This window comes from Micromonospora sp. RV43, assembly GCF_001029515.1.
Lineage (GTDB): Bacteria > Actinomycetota > Actinomycetes > Mycobacteriales > Micromonosporaceae > Micromonospora > Micromonospora aurantiaca.
The window spans coordinates 63,812-79,964 of the sequence record NZ_LEKG01000004.1 but is presented as its reverse complement, the minus strand read 5'-3'; the positions used below and the strand labels follow the sequence as shown (position 1 = coordinate 79,964).

Here is a 16,153-nt window from a genome sequence, read left to right as displayed (position 1 = left end):
CGTCAGCCGCCGGCCCGCACGAGTGACCAGTCCCGGGTCACGATCGCGTCCCTACGGACGAGGACCGTCGCGGTGGCGGTCCGGTAGCCGGTCGCGCTCGCGGTGAACGCGGTGCGGCCGACCGCTGAGGAGAACACCCAGTACAGGCCGTCGCCGACCGCCGGGTCCACGGGCGTGGTGACGCCGGTACCGGCCTCCTGGGGCTGTCCCGTGCGGGCGACTGTCGCGAAGACCGGGGCGCCGGTGTCGTGGTCACCGGCGAACCCGACGACCAGCCCACCCTCGACCGGCCGGCAGGCGCGGGAACCCACGAACACGTCGTCGACCGCCCACCACCAGGCGTCGTGACCCCGGTAGTGGAAGCGGATCCGGACGTCCCTGCGACCGGCCGCCCGCGGCAGCGGCAGGCTGACGGTGCCGAACGCGTGGTCGCCGGTCCGCTTCCACACGGTCGTCCAGGTCCGGCCGCCGTCGGTGCTCACGTCGACGTCGGCCCGCTGGCCGGCGCCGTCCGGGTAGTAGGAGGTGTCGAAGGTGAGCCGCGGCGCGGCGTCGCCGGAGAGGTCGAGCGGCGGCGAGGTGAGGCTGGTGTCGAACCGCTGTCCGGCGCCGAACGCCGAGTCGGCGACGGCGAACCGGCCGCCACCGCCGTCGGGCACCGGTCGATGGCCGGGGTTGTCGAACCGCCAGCCCGGCCGGCCCGAGGTCTGCCAGCCGCCCCTCGTGCCGGTGTCGGACCAGTCGTCGACGCTCACGCCGACGCCGCTGAAGCGGTAGCCCGGGGCGGTGCAGGCCGACGCGTCGACGGTCAGCGCCACGTCCTGGACGAGGTCCGCCTCCCCCAGCTCGATCGTCCGCCGGGCGGCCTGGTAACCGGGGTACTGGGCGGTGACCTGCACGGTGTACGACGAGGAGCGGGGCAGCCGGACGCGGTACCGGCCGGTCACCGGGTCGGTGAAGACGGGCCCGAGTGGATAGCCGCCGATGACGAGCTTGGCGTACAGCGGCCAGCCGTGTCCCGATCCGTCGGTGACGGTGCCGCTGACCGTGCTCATCGGCTGGGGCACGAGCCCGACGTCGGCGGTCGTGGTCGCGCCCTCGCGGACCTGCGCCTGCGTCCTGCCGGAGGCGTAGCCGTACCTGCGTGCCTCGATCGTGTAGCTGCCGAGCGGCAGGGCGCCCGACTGGTACACGCCGTCCGCGTCGGTGCTCACCTCGCGGCTGACCGGACCGGTGACGGTGACTGTGGCGCCGGGGACCGGCTTCGCGGTCGCGGCGTCGGTGACGGTGCCGCTCACCCTGCCCGTGGGACCTCTCGGCGCCTGCTTGATTAGTGCGAGCGCGTCCAGCCGGCCCTCGCCGAAGGCGTTGTTGTCGTCGTCGGTGCCGCCGCACTGGCCGTCCGGGTTGTCGACGGCGGTGCCGTCCAGCAGGGACCTGGTGGCGTCGAGGTCTCCCACCATGGCCCCGGCCGCCGACCAGACCAGGGCGACGGCGCCCGCGACGTGCGGTGCGGCCATCGAGGTGCCGTTGAGGTTGCCGTACGCACTGCCCGGCATGCTCGACCGGACGTTCACGCCCGGCGCCGCGATGTTCGGCTTGATCTCGCCGTCCTGCCCCTCTCCGCGGGACGAGAACGGCGCGAGGGCGTGCGCCGGGTCGTACGCGCCGACCGAGTAGTTGATCTTCCGGCTGCCCGGGGCGCCGCTGGTCCGGCAGCCCGGCCCGTTGTTGCCGTTGGCCCAGACACCGAAGATGCCCGACGCGGTCCACGCCAGGCTGATGTCCTCCAGGAACGGTTCGTTCGAGGGGCTGGTGGTGCCCCACGAGTTGTTGATGATGTGTGGCCGCTTGCCGGCATCCGGGTTCTGCCCGTTCAGGTCGGTCGGTTCGAGCAGCCACTGGCCGGAGCGGATCAGCGCGGCGTCGTCCGGGCAGCAGCCGTTGGCGGCGATCCAGCGGGCCTTCGGCGCCACCCCGATCCGGTTCCCGGCGCCGTCGTCGCCGACCATGGTGCCCATCGTGTGGGTGCCGTGCCCGTCGCCGTCGCAGGGCGCGGCGCCGCAGGTGCCGGCCGCGTCGAACCAGTTGTAGTTGTGGTCGAACACGCCGTCGCCCTTGTTGCCGCGGTACTGCCGCACCAGGGCCGGGTGGTCGAACTGGACGCCAGTGTCGATCGAGGCCACCGTGATGTCCTCGCCACGTACGCCGAACTGTTCCCAGACATCGTCGGCGTGGATGTTGGCGATCCCCCACTCGACCACGTCGGCCGCCTGCCGGCCGGTGCCCCTGGTGACCGGTGGCGGGGCCACTGTGAACGACGGCAGCAGCGAGCCGACCCCGCTCCTGGCGGCCAGCCGCTCGGCGAGCGCCTCGTCACCGGTCACCTTGATCGCGTTCGTCGCCCAGAAGCTCTGGTACCGGACGCCCGAGGCGGTGAGTTCCGTGCGTACGGCGCGCTGGCTCGTCTCGGCCGTGCGCTTCAGCGCCGCGGCCACCGCAGTGCCGCGCGCGTTCCAGTCCTTGATCGCACCGGCCTCGGCCAGGTCGGCCTTTCCGTCGAAGTAGACCCAGAAGTCCACCGAGGGCCTGCCGGTGCTCAGCTGGGCCTGCAACTGGGGACGGATCTTGGCCTTGATCGCGGCGGCCGGTCCCGGGTCCGGCGCGGCCGAGGGGATCGCGGTGGCGGCGCCGCTCAGGGTGAGCACGGTGGCGATGGTGGTCGCCACCACTGTCGTGAGTCTTCGTCGTGACGGATGGGCGGGGCGCATACGGGTTCCTTCCCTGAACGGGCTGTGCGGGTTGCGGCCGGTCACAACGGCAGGTAATGGTCGTCGTCCTCGGCGTCGGTGGTGTCGCCCGGTCCGGCTCCGGCCGGGGAGTCCCCAGGCGTGCCAGCGGGGCCGGTGGACTCCGGCGATGTCGTCTCGTCCTCGTCCGGGTCGTCTCGATGCGGCATGCCAGCATCGTGGTCAACCACGGGATGGTGCTGCGATCCCCCAGGTGAGGGAAACAACCCCGGGCAGCCGGGGGATCAGTCGCCCGCGGCGGTGCCGGACCCGGGGACCAGTCCCGCGGAGATCGCCCGCGCGGAGAGCGCCGCACGGGAGGACACCCCGACCTTGCGCATCGCCGACTTCAGCTGGCTGGCCACTGTGTGGTGTGAGCGGTGCAGGGCATCTGCTATCTCTCGGTTCGTCCGCCCCTGCGCCGCGAGGGCGACGGCTTCCAGCTCACGGGGCGACAGTTCGGATCCGTAGCCCTTCCGGCCACCACGCCAGACGCGCGGCACCACGCGACCGTGTGCGCGGAGGGCACGGGCGACCCGGTCGACGTCGAGACCCGCCGGCAGGGCCGACAGCCGGCCCAGGACGTCGGTGAGCAGGTCGAGTCCTTCCGGGACGGCCCCGGCCCGGATCAGGCACCGTGCCTGCCGTTCGGCGGAGAGCGCCGCGCTGTACGGCCGGGGAAGCGCCGCCCATGCCGCCGCGGCTCGCGCGAACAGGCCGGCCGCCGAGTCGTAGCCGCCCGCGGCCTCGGCGAGCAGGCCGCGGCAGTCGAGCAGCGCGGCTTGCGGCGCCGGCAGCGGCCCGTCCCGCAGTCCCTCGGCGAACGCGTCGACCAGGTCCCTGGCCTGTGCCGGGGCGCCGGTGGCGAGCAGGGCCTGGACCCGCGCCGGCACCACGTCCGTGCCCCAGAGCCACACCCCCTTCGCCAGGACGGCCTCGCAGGGGTCACGGGAGATCGCCACGGCCTCGTCGGGCCGTCCCTCGCGCAGCCGGATCTGTGCCAGCGTCGCCACCGCCTCCGCGACGGTGTCCCAGGCGCCGGCGTCCCGGGCGCCCGCCACGACGAGGTCGATGTCCCGGCCGGCCCGGACGAGGTCGCCGGCTGCCATGCGCAGGAGGCCGCCGACCATGATCGGCTCGACCCGGCTCACCGGGTGGAGGTCATCAGTGGTCGCCATCGCCGCCGCCCGCTCCGCGAGGCCGTCCCAGGCCCCCGTGAACCAGTCCAGGTGCAGCTTCGTGGAGTCGACGAGCTCGGTGATCCGGACCTGCTCGTACTCGACGGCGAGCCGGCGCCCGGCGGCGAGCCAGCGGCCGGCTTCCGCGTACCGCCCCCACCGCAGGGCCGCGTCACCGATGTTGAGATGAGCGACGGTGATGATCCGGCGGTCCCGGACGGCGTGCGCCACGGCGGGAATCTGCCCGGCCTCCACCCATCCTCGCCGGTCACCGAGTTGCAGCAGGGCGGCTGCCCGGCCGGCCGCGACCCGCAACCGGTCCGACGGCTCCAGGAAGCGCGCGAACTCCACCGCCCGGTCCAGCCAGGTCAGGTGCCGCGCCGCAGGTGAGCGGCCACGCGGCCAGCCGAGCACCATCATGGCGACCGCGGGCGAGGCGCGCTCCCGGTCGAGGTGCGGCAGCGCCCGTTCCAACTCCGCGTGCGCCCCGTCGAACTCCTCCATGTCGTTGAGGATCCGGGCGAGCTGGAATCGCAGGTTCGCCTCCACACCCGGATCGGGTACGCCCCGGCTGAGCACCCGGCGTACGGCGCCGACGAGATCCCGCAGACGGTCGGCGCCGGTGAAGGAGCCGAACGGCACCTTGTCCACCAGCGCGCACATCTGCTCGGCCGGCACGTCGCCGTTGGTCAGCACGTCATGGAGCAACGCGCCCGCTGTCGTCTCGTCGCCGGTCTCCAGCGCCACGTCGGCGGACAGTTGCGCATACCTGCTCCACCTCGCGCCGTCACCCGCGTGACGGAAGTGCCGCGCGAGCTGCGCCAGCGGTCGTGGGGTCACGCTTTCGAGCGCCCGTCCGACGCGCTCGTGCAACGTCCGGCGGTCCCGTTCGGCGATGGCGTCGTAGACGGCCCGGCCGGCCAGCACGTGGCGGAAGGACACCCGGAGGTGGTCCCGCTGGCGCAGCAGCCGATGCGCGACGGCTTCGGACAGTCCGTCGGCGAACTCCGCCGACGGCAGTTCGCTGACCTGCGACAGCACGTGTTCGGCGACCGGGTCGCCGACGACTGCGGCGGCGCGCAGCACCGCCTGGGTGGACGGGGCGAGGCGGCTGGCGTGCTCCAGCACGGTGTCCCGCACGGTCGGCGGCACCACGATCTCGTCCAGTGGCAGCCGCTTCCAGTCCTGGCCACGACGGATGAGGTCGCCGCGCCGGGCCATGAGCCGCACGCACTCCTCCACGGCGAGCGGCACCCCCTCGGTGTGTGCGTGCAGGTGCCGGGCGAACTCGTCGGAGACCTGCTGGTGGGCAAGCATCGAGGAGGCCAGGGCCGCGGTCTCGGACAGGTCGAGCGGGTGGAGGACGAGCCGGAGCCGCGCACGGTGCGGCCGGAGACGGCCCGACAGGCGCAGCAACCAGGGATCTCCCACCAGGTCCTCCGGACGGTAGGCCACCACCAGGCCGGGCCCCTGGCCGGACCGCTCGGCCAGGAACAGGAGGAACTCACGGGTCGCGTCGTCGGACCACTGCGCGTCGTCGACGACGAGCAGGGTCACCCCCAGCTTGTCGAGCAGTTCGGCGAGCGCCCGGAGCACACGGTGCCGGGCGGTGCTCGCATCTTCCGCCGGTTCCGGAGCCGGCGGCAGATGCTCGGCCCATTCGGGGAACAGCGGTCGCAGGGCTCCGGCCAGGCCGCTGAGGCTCAGACCGGCCACCGTCTCGACGTGAGTGGTGAGCAGCGCCTCGACGATCGGACCCAATGTGTACGGCTCACGAAGGGGCGGGCAGACCGCCGTCAGCGCCGTGTGCCGGGCGCCCGCGGGCGACGACAGGAACTCGTCCAGGAGCCGACTCTTGCCGACACCGGCCTCGCCCTCGATGAGGACCAGCGCCGAGGTGCCGCTGAGCACCTGACCCAGTCGGCGCAGGTCCGGCTCGCGGCCGATGAGCAGGGGTGCCGCCACCTCACCCGCATCCGGGTCGGCCGGCTGGACAGCGACCTCGTCGACCACCGCCGCCCCCTGCCGTCGCCTGCGCACGTCTCCACAGCTGTCTTTGATCATCGCGGTGGCGGTGGCGGGCGACAAGAGTCCCGGCCCGATCCTCGCTCGCGCCGGCCTGTCGTGACGCCGATCAGGATTCCGCTGGCCGGTCCGATCCGCCCGCCCGTCGGTTGCGGCACGCGCCCCGGACTTGACACGCACCGGCACGACCGTCCTAACATTCAGGATCTCGAATGTCACAGTGGTCGGGGCGTGAGCGAGGAGTCAGATGCGGACACTCGGTGAGTCACCCCCACGGGACGGCGCGGCACAGGCCGGCATCAACCGTCGTCACCTGCTCGGCCTGGTCACCACCGCGCTGACGGCCGGCGTCATTCCGGAGGCGTGGCTCGCGGAGGCCGCGTTCGGCGCGACGCCCCGATGGAACCGGCCGTTCGACAAGTGGGTTCCGGTCACGTCACCGTTCGGGCCGCGGACGGACCCCATCACCGGCGAGTCCAGGATGCACAACGGCACGGACTACAGCCATTCGGGAATCCTCGGCTACCCGGTCCGGTCGATCGCGGCAGGCACCGTGACCGGTGTGTCGTACAGTACGGGCGGCCTCGGTCACAACGCCACCATCACACATGCGGACGGCTGGCGGAGTGCCTACGGACACATGCGGGAAGCTCCCCGGGTCGGGACGGGCACACAGGTCGCAGCCGGGCACCACATCGGCAACGTCGGCTCCACCGGCCACTCCACCGGCCCGCACCTGCACCTCGAGATCTTCCAGCCGAACGGTCAACGAGTCGACCCCGAGTCGGTTCTCAGGGGCGCCCCGTACGCCGGGGCGCCCGGATCACCCCCCGAGATCGTCACCAAGGACGGACTGATGTACCTCATCTGGAGCACCGGCGGAACCGGCTACCTGGTCACCCCCAACCGCGTCATCGGACTGCGGTCGATGGCCCACTACAACCTGTTCAAACGGATCATCAACTCGAACCAGGCCGCCGACCAGCCCGAGGTCTTCAACGCGCTGGAGATCGACCAGATCAACGCCTACCTCAACGGCACAGTGCCCGCCTGATCCGGCGCTTCCCGGTGCCGCACCCCGGCCGTCAGGCGGGCACCAAGTGCACGCCAAGTGCAGTGCCGCAACGTCGAGTCCGACGACGAGCGGCCGCTGCGGGCGGCAGGGAGACGAGATGGACACCAGAACCGCACACACCACGCCGAACATGACCGGCTTCCAGGTCAACCACCGCACCATGCGGGCCGACACCCGGCGCCTGGCCGAGTTGCTGGCCCGGGTCGCCACCGGGCAGGTCGCGTACGACAGGCGCCGGGCGGTCGCGCTTCGGACGTACCTGCGACTGCTCTGCGATGGCATCCACCACCATCACCGGATGGAGGACGAGGTGCTCTGGCCCGTGCTGGAACGCTCGGCCGGGGCCGAGGTGGATCTCCGGGATCTGACCGAGGACCACGTGGCGCTCGACCCGGTACTGGACGAGATCCGGGCCGCCGCGCACGATCTCGTCAGGGCGTTCGCCGCCGCCGACCTGCCGGCGACCCGGCAGGTCGCGACGCGGCTCGCCGATGTGCTCGCCCGGCTGCGGGACCTCCTCGACGAGCACATCGAGGAGGAGGAACGGCTGATCTTCCCGGTGATCCGGCGCTACGTCGGCGTCGCCGACTGGAACACCGTCGAGACGGCTGTGCGCAAGGGCGGGGCGCTGCGCTTCGAGCTTCCCCGCATGGAACGGTACGCCCGGCCCGAGGAGCTGGCCGAACTCAAGGCCGTCGCGGGTCCGGCGTTGCGGATCATGTTGGCCGTGCTGCGACCGGGGTTCCGACGTCGGGAGGCGACGGTCTTCGTCGGGTGAACCGGCCGGCGGACACGGCCGTCATGTCAGCCGACACCGGCGTACGCCGACTCGTCCGCCCAGGGCATCGCGCCGACAGCACGGGCCAGCCTCAGCCCGGCGGCGCGGTGCGCCGCGGCGGCCGCCGGGTCGGCGAGGACGACGGCGAGCGCCGCCAGGGTCTGATCCACCGGGCCGAGCGAGATCGACCCGCACTCCAGCCCGGCGAAGTGCCCGGCCCACGGCAGCAGCTCCGCGTAGCAGCGACGAGCCACCTCCTGGTCGGCCAATCCGGCCGCCACCTGGCCGCGCAGCGTCATCCAGTAGAGCCACAGGTAGTCCGGGCGGATCGGCTGCCCGGGCCGCCACACCTCGCGGGCGCCCGCGACGTCACCGGCGGAGAGCAGCGCGTGGGCCAGCACGTCGTGGGTGTCCTCGGGAACCCGGCGGTGCACCCGCCGGAGCGGCTCGATCAACTCGTGCCCCCGGCCCGCCGTGGTCAAGACCGTGAACTGTCCCATCAGCCCCATCGCCGCGGCGTTGGGTCCACCGATACGACCCATTCGTTCACTGACCTCGGTGTACCGGTGCATCGCCGCATCGAGGTCACCGGCGAACAGGGCGGTGAGGCCCTCGAACCAGCCCATCACCGCGAGGATCAGCCCCAACTGTCCCGAGGCGGCCTGGGCCACGGCCTGGTCGACGTGGTGCCGCGCCTCGGTCAGGTCCGCCCGCAGCAGAGCCGCCTGATATAGGATGTGGTGGGCCTCGCACTGGTACGCGGTGAGCCCGGCCGCCTCGCCGACCGCGAGCAGTTCGGCGCCGATCTCGGCCAGCTCCGCGCGGAACGGCGGGGCGATCGCCACGAAGTAGCGGGCGTTCAGGGCCCGGCACAACAGCTCGGGATCCCCTGCGGATCGGGCCAGCGCCACCGCCTCCCGGGTGATCGTGTCCGCTCGTCCGAGGTCGGTGCCCTCGATCTCGAACGCGAGCGTGGCGAGCAGCCGGCTGCGCAGCCCGGCCCGATCCGGCCCGACCCGCCGCAACGCCTGCTCCAGCCGCCGCACCAACGGCTCGTCGACGATCCGGTCCGGCCGGATCGTCCAGGTGACCGGCGCGTCGAAGCAGGTCAGTGCGGTGTGCAGCGCGTCCGGCTCGCCGCCGTCCGCGGCCAGCCGGATCGCCCGGTCGCGGGCGTCGCGGGCCGCCAGCACGTCGCCCGCGAGCGCGCTCTGCCCGGCCAGCCCGCAGAGCAGTCCCAGCCGTACGTCCGCGGCGACGTCGTCGGGCGCGAGGTCGGCGGCGCGTAACGCCCCGGCCCACAGCGTCGCCGCCTCCCGGGGCGCCCCCAGCGCGGCGGCGTGGCGCGCGGCGCCGGCGGCGTGGCGTACCGCCTCCGGTGCGCTCGCCGGGGTCAGCGCGGCGAGCGCGTGACGGCCCAGTGCCGCGACGTCGTCCGGTCGCTGCTCGCGCAGCACCGCCAGGACACGGCTGTGCATGCGGGTGCGGCGCAGCAGCGGCACGGCGCCGTAGAGGGCGTCGTGCATCAGCGCGTGGGCGAACCGGACCCGGCCCGGTGCGGGTTCGACCAGCAGACCCGCTGTGATACCGGCCTCCAGGCCGTCCAGCACCGTGTCCTCCACGCCGCCGTCCACCGCCACCAGCACGTCGACCTCCGACTCCGGTCCGAGGACGGCGGCCTGCCGCAGCACGGTCTGGGCCGCCGCCGGCAGCCGGGCTAGCCGCCGGTGCAGGACGTGACTCAGCCCGGCCGGCACACCGTCCAGTGCGGACTCCCGGCCCTCGGCGGCGATCAGCTTCGCCAGCTCCACGACGAAGAGTGGATTCCCGCCCGAGCGTTCGCGGACGGCGTGCAGCACCTCCGCGTCGGCTCCCGGTACACCGTGCCGGTGCAACAGGTCGACGACGGCACGGTCGGGCAGGCCGCCGAGGCTCAGCTCGACCGCCGGAGCGCCGGCCAGCGCCGCGCGGGCCGCGCGCAGCTCGTCGGTGACCTCGGTGGGGCGGTACGTGACGACGACCAGCACGGCGGTGGAGCCGATCGTCGTGGTGATGTGGCGCAGGATGCGCAGGGTCTCACCGTCGGCCCGGTGGACGTCCTCCACCACCACGAGCAGCGGCCGGTCGGTCGCCGTGCGACGGAGGTAGTCGGCGAGGCTGCGCCGCAGGTGGAACTCGGCGTGGCGGCCACCCGGCCCGTCACCGGCGGCGTCGGGCGTGCCCGGACCGGCCGGGACGTCGGAGCCGTCCGGGACGTCGGAGCCCGGACCGGCCGGCCCGTCCCGCCCCAGCAGCAGCCGCAGGCCGCGCTGCTCGGCCGCGCCGAGCGGAACCTGGGCGTCGAGTCGCTCGACGATCTCGTGCCACGCCCAGCCGGGCGGCGCGCCCGCCACGTCGGGGCACGTGCCGGCGGCGGCTGCCCAGCCGGCGGCGGTGAGTTCGTCGACGAGGTGGCGGACCAGCGTGGACTTGCCGACGCCGGGATCGCCGTGCAACCAGCACAGCGTCGCACCGGCGGCCCGGGCACGGTCGGCGGCCCCGCGCAGCCGGGCCAGTTCGCCGTCCCGGCCCAGGGGTTCGTCGGCGCGGCCGGGGCCGAGCGAGCGGTCCGGACGGACGGCCGCGGCGGGCAGGCGTACCGTCCGGGCCGGTGCCGCGACGGGCGCGGGACGCGACGGCGCGACGCGCAGCCGGGGGTGATGCTGCAGCAGGTCGACCTCCAGTGCCCGCAGCGCCGGGGTGGGGTCGACGCCGAGCTGCTCGGCGAGGGCCGCACGGGTCGCGCGCAGGACCGCCAGCGCGTCCGCCTGCCGGTCTACCCGGTAGAGCGCCGTGGCGAGCAGGCAGGCCGCTGCCTCGCGAAGCGGATGTTCACGGACGTGCGTGTCCAGGTCGAGGATCACCCGATCCGGCCGGTTCAGCGCGAGCAACGCCTCGGCCCGTCGCTCGAACGCGGTCGACCGCATCCCGGCGAGCCGGTCGCTCTCCCGGTCGGCCCACGGTTCGCCGGCGAACTCGGCGTAGGCGGCGGGGCCGGACCAGCAGGCCAGGGCGGCATCGACGGCGGCGAGCATGTCGGCCGGGTCCGCGTCGCCCGTGATCGCCGAGCGGCGCAACGTAGCCTCGAAGCGCCACGCGTCCACCGCGTCGGCCGGCAGCCGCAGCGCGTAGCCAGGGGCGGCGGTCACCAGCAGCCGGGCGGGCACGCGTGGTGGCCGGCCCGGCTCGAGCACCCGGCGCAGGTTGGAGACGTAGACCTGCAGGGCCGCCTGCGCGCGGGGCGGTGGATCGGCGGACCACAGGTCGTCCACCAGCCGGTCGACCGAGACGACCTGCCCGTCGGCAGCGACGAGCCGGGCCAGCACCGCGCGTTGCCGCGGAGGGCCGAGGTCGATCGCCGTGCCGTCTCGGCCGGCCCGAATCGATCCCAGCACACCGATCGTCGTCACGCGAGAAACCGTAGTGGTCCGCGATCCGCCCGCACGATCCCCTTTCTGACTCGTGGCATCCGGCCGGCGCCGATCAGGGGCGCGCGGACCGGCCACGCACCACAGTGGCAATCGGAGGCCAAGGCGCCGTTAAGTGCCGGCCAAACGACGAGGTGCTCCATGGGTGTCACAGCGCACCCCTCCGGGTGCGGCCGGAAAGAGGACATCCATGAGAAGACAGCAACGCCACCGCCGCGGAAGCCGGCGGTGGCTCGCCGCGGTGACCGGCGTGAGCCTGGCCGTGTCGCTGACCGGACCGGCGATCGCGGCCGACCCGGTGCAGTACGACGAGCAGGAGGTGAACCACGCCCTGTTCGCCGCGGTCGTGCAGGTGCGCGACGGGGGCACGCAGGGCCTGGTGGACGCGGTGATCGCCGCCGAGCTGAGCGACTGGCGCGCGGTGCATCCGAATGCCGACGCCGCCACCGTCCGGGGCCACCTGAACACCGTCACCGGGCTGGTCACCGCCGCGGTCCCACCCGGCGACGAGTCGCCCGCGCGACTGTATCTGCTTGGCGCGGCGATGGAGCGCCTGGCCGGCAGCGACGCGGCGCACCTCGGCGGGCCCACCGTGCGAGGTCTGCTGCGGAGCACCACCGGTGAGGAGCTGAAGGGGATCGTCCCGCCGATCGAGCAGATCCGCAGCGGCACCCAGGACTACATGTGGGAGATCGTTTCCCGGGACGCCCTCGGCACGGTGTGGGGCACGCTGCACCAGCAGGCCGCCGACGACCCGGTCCTCACGCAGGTGTGGAACGCCGCCGTCGGCTCCCGCATCGGCCTCGACCTGGACACCCCGCCCGCCGAGTTGGCGCAGTCGTCGGATCTCGCCGGGCACCTCGACCTGACCGCGATCACGGCGCGACTCGGCGACAGGACCGCGTACCGGGCGGAGGTGCAGAACCAACTGGACGTGGCGATCGCGGCGTTGCGGCAGCGGACCGTGCAGGCGGTGACCGACGCCGTCGCCCAGTCCGACCGGTTCCCGATCGACGGCCCGAACAAGCCGACCAGCGCGGACGAGGCGGCGGCGAAGGCCAAGGCGGAGTCGGACCGCAAGCTCAACGAGCAGCTCGGCCAGGCCGTCACAGTGCTCGGAAAGCTCGCCGGCATGGTCGACAAGCAGTTCGGCAAGCAGATCGAGACCATCGCGAAGGCGGTCGTCGGTGCGATCACCGCGATCACCACGTACACCGCCGCCATGTCCGCCGCCGGCCTCACCTTCGCGGCGGCGGCCATGTCGACGTTCACACTGGTCGGAGCACTGGTCGGCGTTGCGATGACGCTGCTTCCGCTGTTCACCTCCGGCGGCGGTGCGGACGACGGCACCGGCGGCCAGATCGCGGCCCTGCGCGACCAGATCAACCGGCTGGCCGTCGGGATGGATCGCCGGTTCGACCGGATCGAGAAGATGCTCGGGGTCATGTACGACGGGCTCACCGCGCAGCTCGACGCGCTCGCCCGGGATCTGGCGGAGGTCCGCGTCCAGCTCGCGGTCATCGCCGGTCAGCTCATCGTGCTCGACCAGCGGGTGGACGCGCTCGCCCTGGCCAGCCAGGCGGCCTTCGAGCAGATCGCCGGTGCGCCGCTGCGCACCAGCGTGGACCTGTACGTGCACCGCGAGGCCCGGGGTGTGCCGGCCATCGACTCGTACGCCACCTACTTCGACAAGGCGGACTCGCCCACGCGCACCTTCGCCGCGGACGCGGCCCGGCAGGCGCCCTTCGTGGTCCCCACCGGCACCTCACTCGCCGACCCGGTCTCCACCGTGGGTCTCTCCCTGCCGTCCGGGGCGATCGACTACCTGGCGCAGTGGGCCGGCGCGCGGGGGATCGCGCTCACGCCCGCCCCCGGTGACGGCCCGGCTTCGGGAGTGGCCAATCCCTCCGCCTGGCTGCTCGGCGCCCGCGCCAACCTCATCCTGCAACTCCAGAACCCGCAGTACGCGGCCCAGCTGTCCGCGGCGGAGACGCAGACCACGGTCGCCGCGGGCGAGGCGGTCAACCGCCGGGTCCGGCAGTTCAGCGCCCCGGCCGCCAACGGCGGCACGAACGCGCTGTTCGAACGGCTGCTCGCCGACTACCGCACCGCGACGACCGGCTGGTCCACCGCCCTGGAGGACGTGGGCCGGGGCGTACGGTGGGTCGAAGGGGAGCGCTCGTACGACATCTGGGGCAGCCCCGACCAGGAGATCCCCGCGGCCGGCCGGATCGCGGACGTGGCCGGCATGCCCTACTGCGGCACCACCTTCTCGCAGTTCGCCACCCCGGCACCGGTCAACCGGTCCGCGCTGCCGAACGTCTACCACCTGGGCAACTACGGCATGGCTCCGGCGTACCGGCCGCAACTGCGCTCGTGCGTGGAGGCCGAGTTCGTCAACCTCGAGGTGATCGACGGGCCCCGTAGCCAGCGGACCAACGGTGACCTGCAGGTGATCGTCCACCAGCAGGCACAGTGGAACGGCGGCCAGTGGCAGGACGTACGCACCGTCACCTGGAAGACCAGGCTGCTCGACATCTGCCTGTGGGATCAGCGCGCCAACCCGCCGTCCGGCTACTGCCGCGATCCGCACTACTACATGGCGGACAAGTGGGCGACCACGTACCGGGCCGCGGTGGAGGCGCACGGAACTGTGGTGGACAATCCCGCGGCGCTGGCCGAGGCTCGGACCAAGGTGCGGGCAATGCTGACGGGCAAGCAGCGCTACTTCTACCGGGTCGCGGCGCTCGGCACCGGTGTGGACCGTCCGCCGGCGGGAAGCTGGGGACTCTCCCAGCAGCTCTGGGACGCCGGCAAGAAGGTCTCCGACGCGGTACGGCTGTTGCAGATCTTCAGCGAGCTGGGGTGGTCATCGGCACTCGAACGCGACGACGTCCTGCACGGGCGGCTCTTCGGCGATCGGGCGCTGCCCGCCGACTTCCGGTTGCCCCGCAGCCAGAGCAGCTACAACACCGGCTCCCTGCACCTGCAGAACGCCTACCAGAAGGCGTCGACGAACTACGCCGGGTGCACCCAGCAGGTGGACTGGGATCCGTGCCGGGGTGACGTCTCGGGGCTGAGCCCGCTGGCCGGGCAGGAGCAGTTCGGCACCGGCTGCGCGCCCGCGACGGGAGCGAACGCACCGCGTGATCCGCTCGCCTCCTGCATCGTCCAGGCGGCAGCGACGCGCAGCGACGAGCTGTCGCAGCGGTACGCGTACTGGTCCGGCCGGATCGCGGCCGGAAGCCACCGGGAAGGGCTGGCGTCGGTGCGCAGCGTGGTGGGGCTGCTGCGGGCCACCAGCGCGGCCCTGCACCCGGCCGCCTGACCGAGCTGCACGGGTGGCCGGGGCGGGGCGGACCACCGTCCCGCCCCGGCCACCCGGACGACCACTGTCCCCTCCGGTGCCGATGGCGGCCCCGGAGGTCGTCCCGGGACCGCCATCGGCTGTCAGTCGTTCACGGTGTGCGTCCTGCGGCGCTTTCCGACCAGCAGCAGGGCCGTGCCGGTGAGCATCGTGGCGACGGTGCCGGCGATGACTCCGGTCAGCTTGAGGCCGGTGACCGGCAGGTGTCCGCGTAGCCGGTTGTCGAACGTGCAGGTGATGGTCTGTCCGAGATCGCTGGACATACCGTCAGCGGGACAGCTCTCCCAGAAAGGGGTCAGCTTCGGCTTGTGAGCATGGAGTGACCCCTCAGACCCTATCCTTTCGTCGAAGGTCGGGGCGGACCTACTCGGCGGGCCGCCCGGCTTCCGCTTCTGGCCGATGAGAGTGCGCAGGCTTGGTCTTGAGAATCGGGCAAGCGCAGTTGGCATCGTTGAGCGTGTCGTGGATCAGCTCGGCCATCCGGGCAACGACCGTTGGTCGGATCGCGGGCGGGACCGGAGGTTACGGCCCGATAACGATGTTAGTGAGTGGCTCTCCCGCCGCGTACCGCCTGACCTGGTCGACTAGCAGTCGACGGGCCCGAGGTGCTAACGCGGCTGTCAGGCCGCCGACGTGCGGGCTGATTAGGACATTCGGCGCGGACCACAGCGGATGCCCGGCGGGCAGCGGTTCGGGTTCGGTGACGTCCAGGGCAGCGTGCAGGCGGCCCGTGTTGAGCTCGGCGAGCAGTGCCTCGGTGTCCACGACCCGGCCCCGCGATACGTTCACGAGCAGGGCACCATCTGCCATCGTGGCGAGGAAGTCCTTGTTCACCAGGCCCTCGGTCTCCGGGGTCAGCGGCGCGGACAGGATGACAACATCTGCCTGGGGCAACATGTCCGCAATTTCGGAAACCGGCTGTACTCCAGGGCGGGCGCTCCGGGCCACCCGGCTGATCTCCACTTCGAACCCGGCGAGCCGGCGCTCGATCGCGGCGCCGATCGAGCCGTACCCGACGATCAGCACCCGGGCGTCAGCCAGCCCGGTCGACCAGCCCGAGGCCCAGCGGCCCTCGCCCCCCGCCCGGACGAAGTCCGGCAGGCCGCGCCGGGCCGCCAGGGTGAGCGCCACGGCCAGTTCGGCGGTGGCCGCATCGTGCACGCCCCGGCCGTTGGCCAGAATCAGGCCGGGCCGCAGGAACGGCAGAACGTGGTCGTAGCCAGCAGTCACGGTCTGCACCACTTTGAGCCGGGGCATCCGGGCGATCGGCTCGCAGAGGCGTGGATCAATAGTCCCGTACGGCACCGCATAAAACTCGACACCGTCCAGGTTCTCGGGCATGGGCTGAGTGCCGTCGTACAGGGCGACGTCAAGATCGCCAAGATCGGGAACTGCGTCGGGGTGAGAGATCAGGTAGCGCACGGCGACAATCATGCCTGGTGAGTGCGCTCAGCGCGGCAGCGGTGTCGTAAGA

The 16,153-nt window shown here is 72.8% G+C and carries 9 protein-coding genes; 3 read left to right on the top strand and 6 right to left on the bottom strand.

Annotation, left to right across the window (positions count from 1 at the left end):
- Nucleotides 1-2: 2 nt before the first annotated feature.
- The 3 genes from ABD52_RS02475 to ABD52_RS02470 form a co-directional block, all read right to left on the bottom strand.
- Nucleotides 3-2,732: a S8 family serine peptidase gene (locus tag ABD52_RS02475; RefSeq protein WP_053065274.1), complete on the bottom strand. Its 2,730-nt coding sequence runs from the start codon at nucleotides 2,730-2,732 to the stop codon at nucleotides 3-5.
- Between the two features lie 80 nt (nucleotides 2,733-2,812).
- A complete protein-coding gene (locus ABD52_RS39670; RefSeq protein ID WP_161801598.1) occupies nucleotides 2,813-2,959 on the bottom strand; it encodes a hypothetical protein in 147 nt (48 codons plus the stop codon).
- Between the two features lie 75 nt (nucleotides 2,960-3,034).
- Nucleotides 3,035-6,007 carry a helix-turn-helix transcriptional regulator gene (locus tag ABD52_RS02470; RefSeq protein WP_161801597.1) on the bottom strand — a complete coding sequence of 991 codons (2,973 nt, stop codon included), beginning with the start codon at nucleotides 6,005-6,007 and terminating at the stop codon, nucleotides 3,035-3,037.
- A gap of 232 nt (nucleotides 6,008-6,239) precedes the next feature.
- On the opposite strand from ABD52_RS02470, the gene ABD52_RS41550 reads away from it, so the two are divergent.
- Both ABD52_RS41550 and ABD52_RS02460 read left to right on the top strand, forming a co-directional pair.
- Nucleotides 6,240-7,046: a M23 family metallopeptidase gene (locus ABD52_RS41550; protein ID WP_053065272.1), complete on the top strand. Its 807-nt coding sequence runs from the start codon at nucleotides 6,240-6,242 to the stop codon at nucleotides 7,044-7,046.
- Nucleotides 7,047-7,164: 118 nt separating this feature from the next.
- Complete coding sequence (locus ABD52_RS02460) at nucleotides 7,165-7,845, top strand: hemerythrin domain-containing protein (protein ID WP_047890623.1); 681 nt, start codon at nucleotides 7,165-7,167, stop codon at nucleotides 7,843-7,845.
- Nucleotides 7,846-7,871: 26 nt separating this feature from the next.
- Here the strand turns inward: ABD52_RS02460 and ABD52_RS02455 are convergent, their stop codons facing one another.
- The gene (locus tag ABD52_RS02455) at nucleotides 7,872-11,294 is read right to left on the bottom strand and encodes a BTAD domain-containing putative transcriptional regulator (RefSeq protein ID WP_047890622.1); all 3,423 of its coding nucleotides are present in this window, start codon (nucleotides 11,292-11,294) and stop codon (nucleotides 7,872-7,874) included.
- A 208-nt stretch (nucleotides 11,295-11,502) separates the two neighbouring features.
- Between ABD52_RS02455 and ABD52_RS02450 the strand changes: the two genes are divergently transcribed.
- The gene (locus ABD52_RS02450) at nucleotides 11,503-14,640 is read left to right on the top strand and encodes a hypothetical protein (protein ID WP_152748171.1); all 3,138 of its coding nucleotides are present in this window, start codon (nucleotides 11,503-11,505) and stop codon (nucleotides 14,638-14,640) included.
- Nucleotides 14,641-14,762: 122 nt separating this feature from the next.
- Here ABD52_RS02450 and ABD52_RS02445 read toward each other — a convergent pair whose 3' ends face one another.
- Complete coding sequence (locus tag ABD52_RS02445; RefSeq protein ID WP_047890620.1) at nucleotides 14,763-14,942, bottom strand: hypothetical protein; 180 nt, start codon at nucleotides 14,940-14,942, stop codon at nucleotides 14,763-14,765.
- Nucleotides 14,943-15,201: 259 nt separating this feature from the next.
- Nucleotides 15,202-16,101 carry a 2-hydroxyacid dehydrogenase gene (locus ABD52_RS02440; protein ID WP_235437308.1) on the bottom strand — a complete coding sequence of 300 codons (900 nt, stop codon included), beginning with the start codon at nucleotides 16,099-16,101 and terminating at the stop codon, nucleotides 15,202-15,204.
- Nucleotides 16,102-16,153 lie beyond the last annotated feature (52 nt).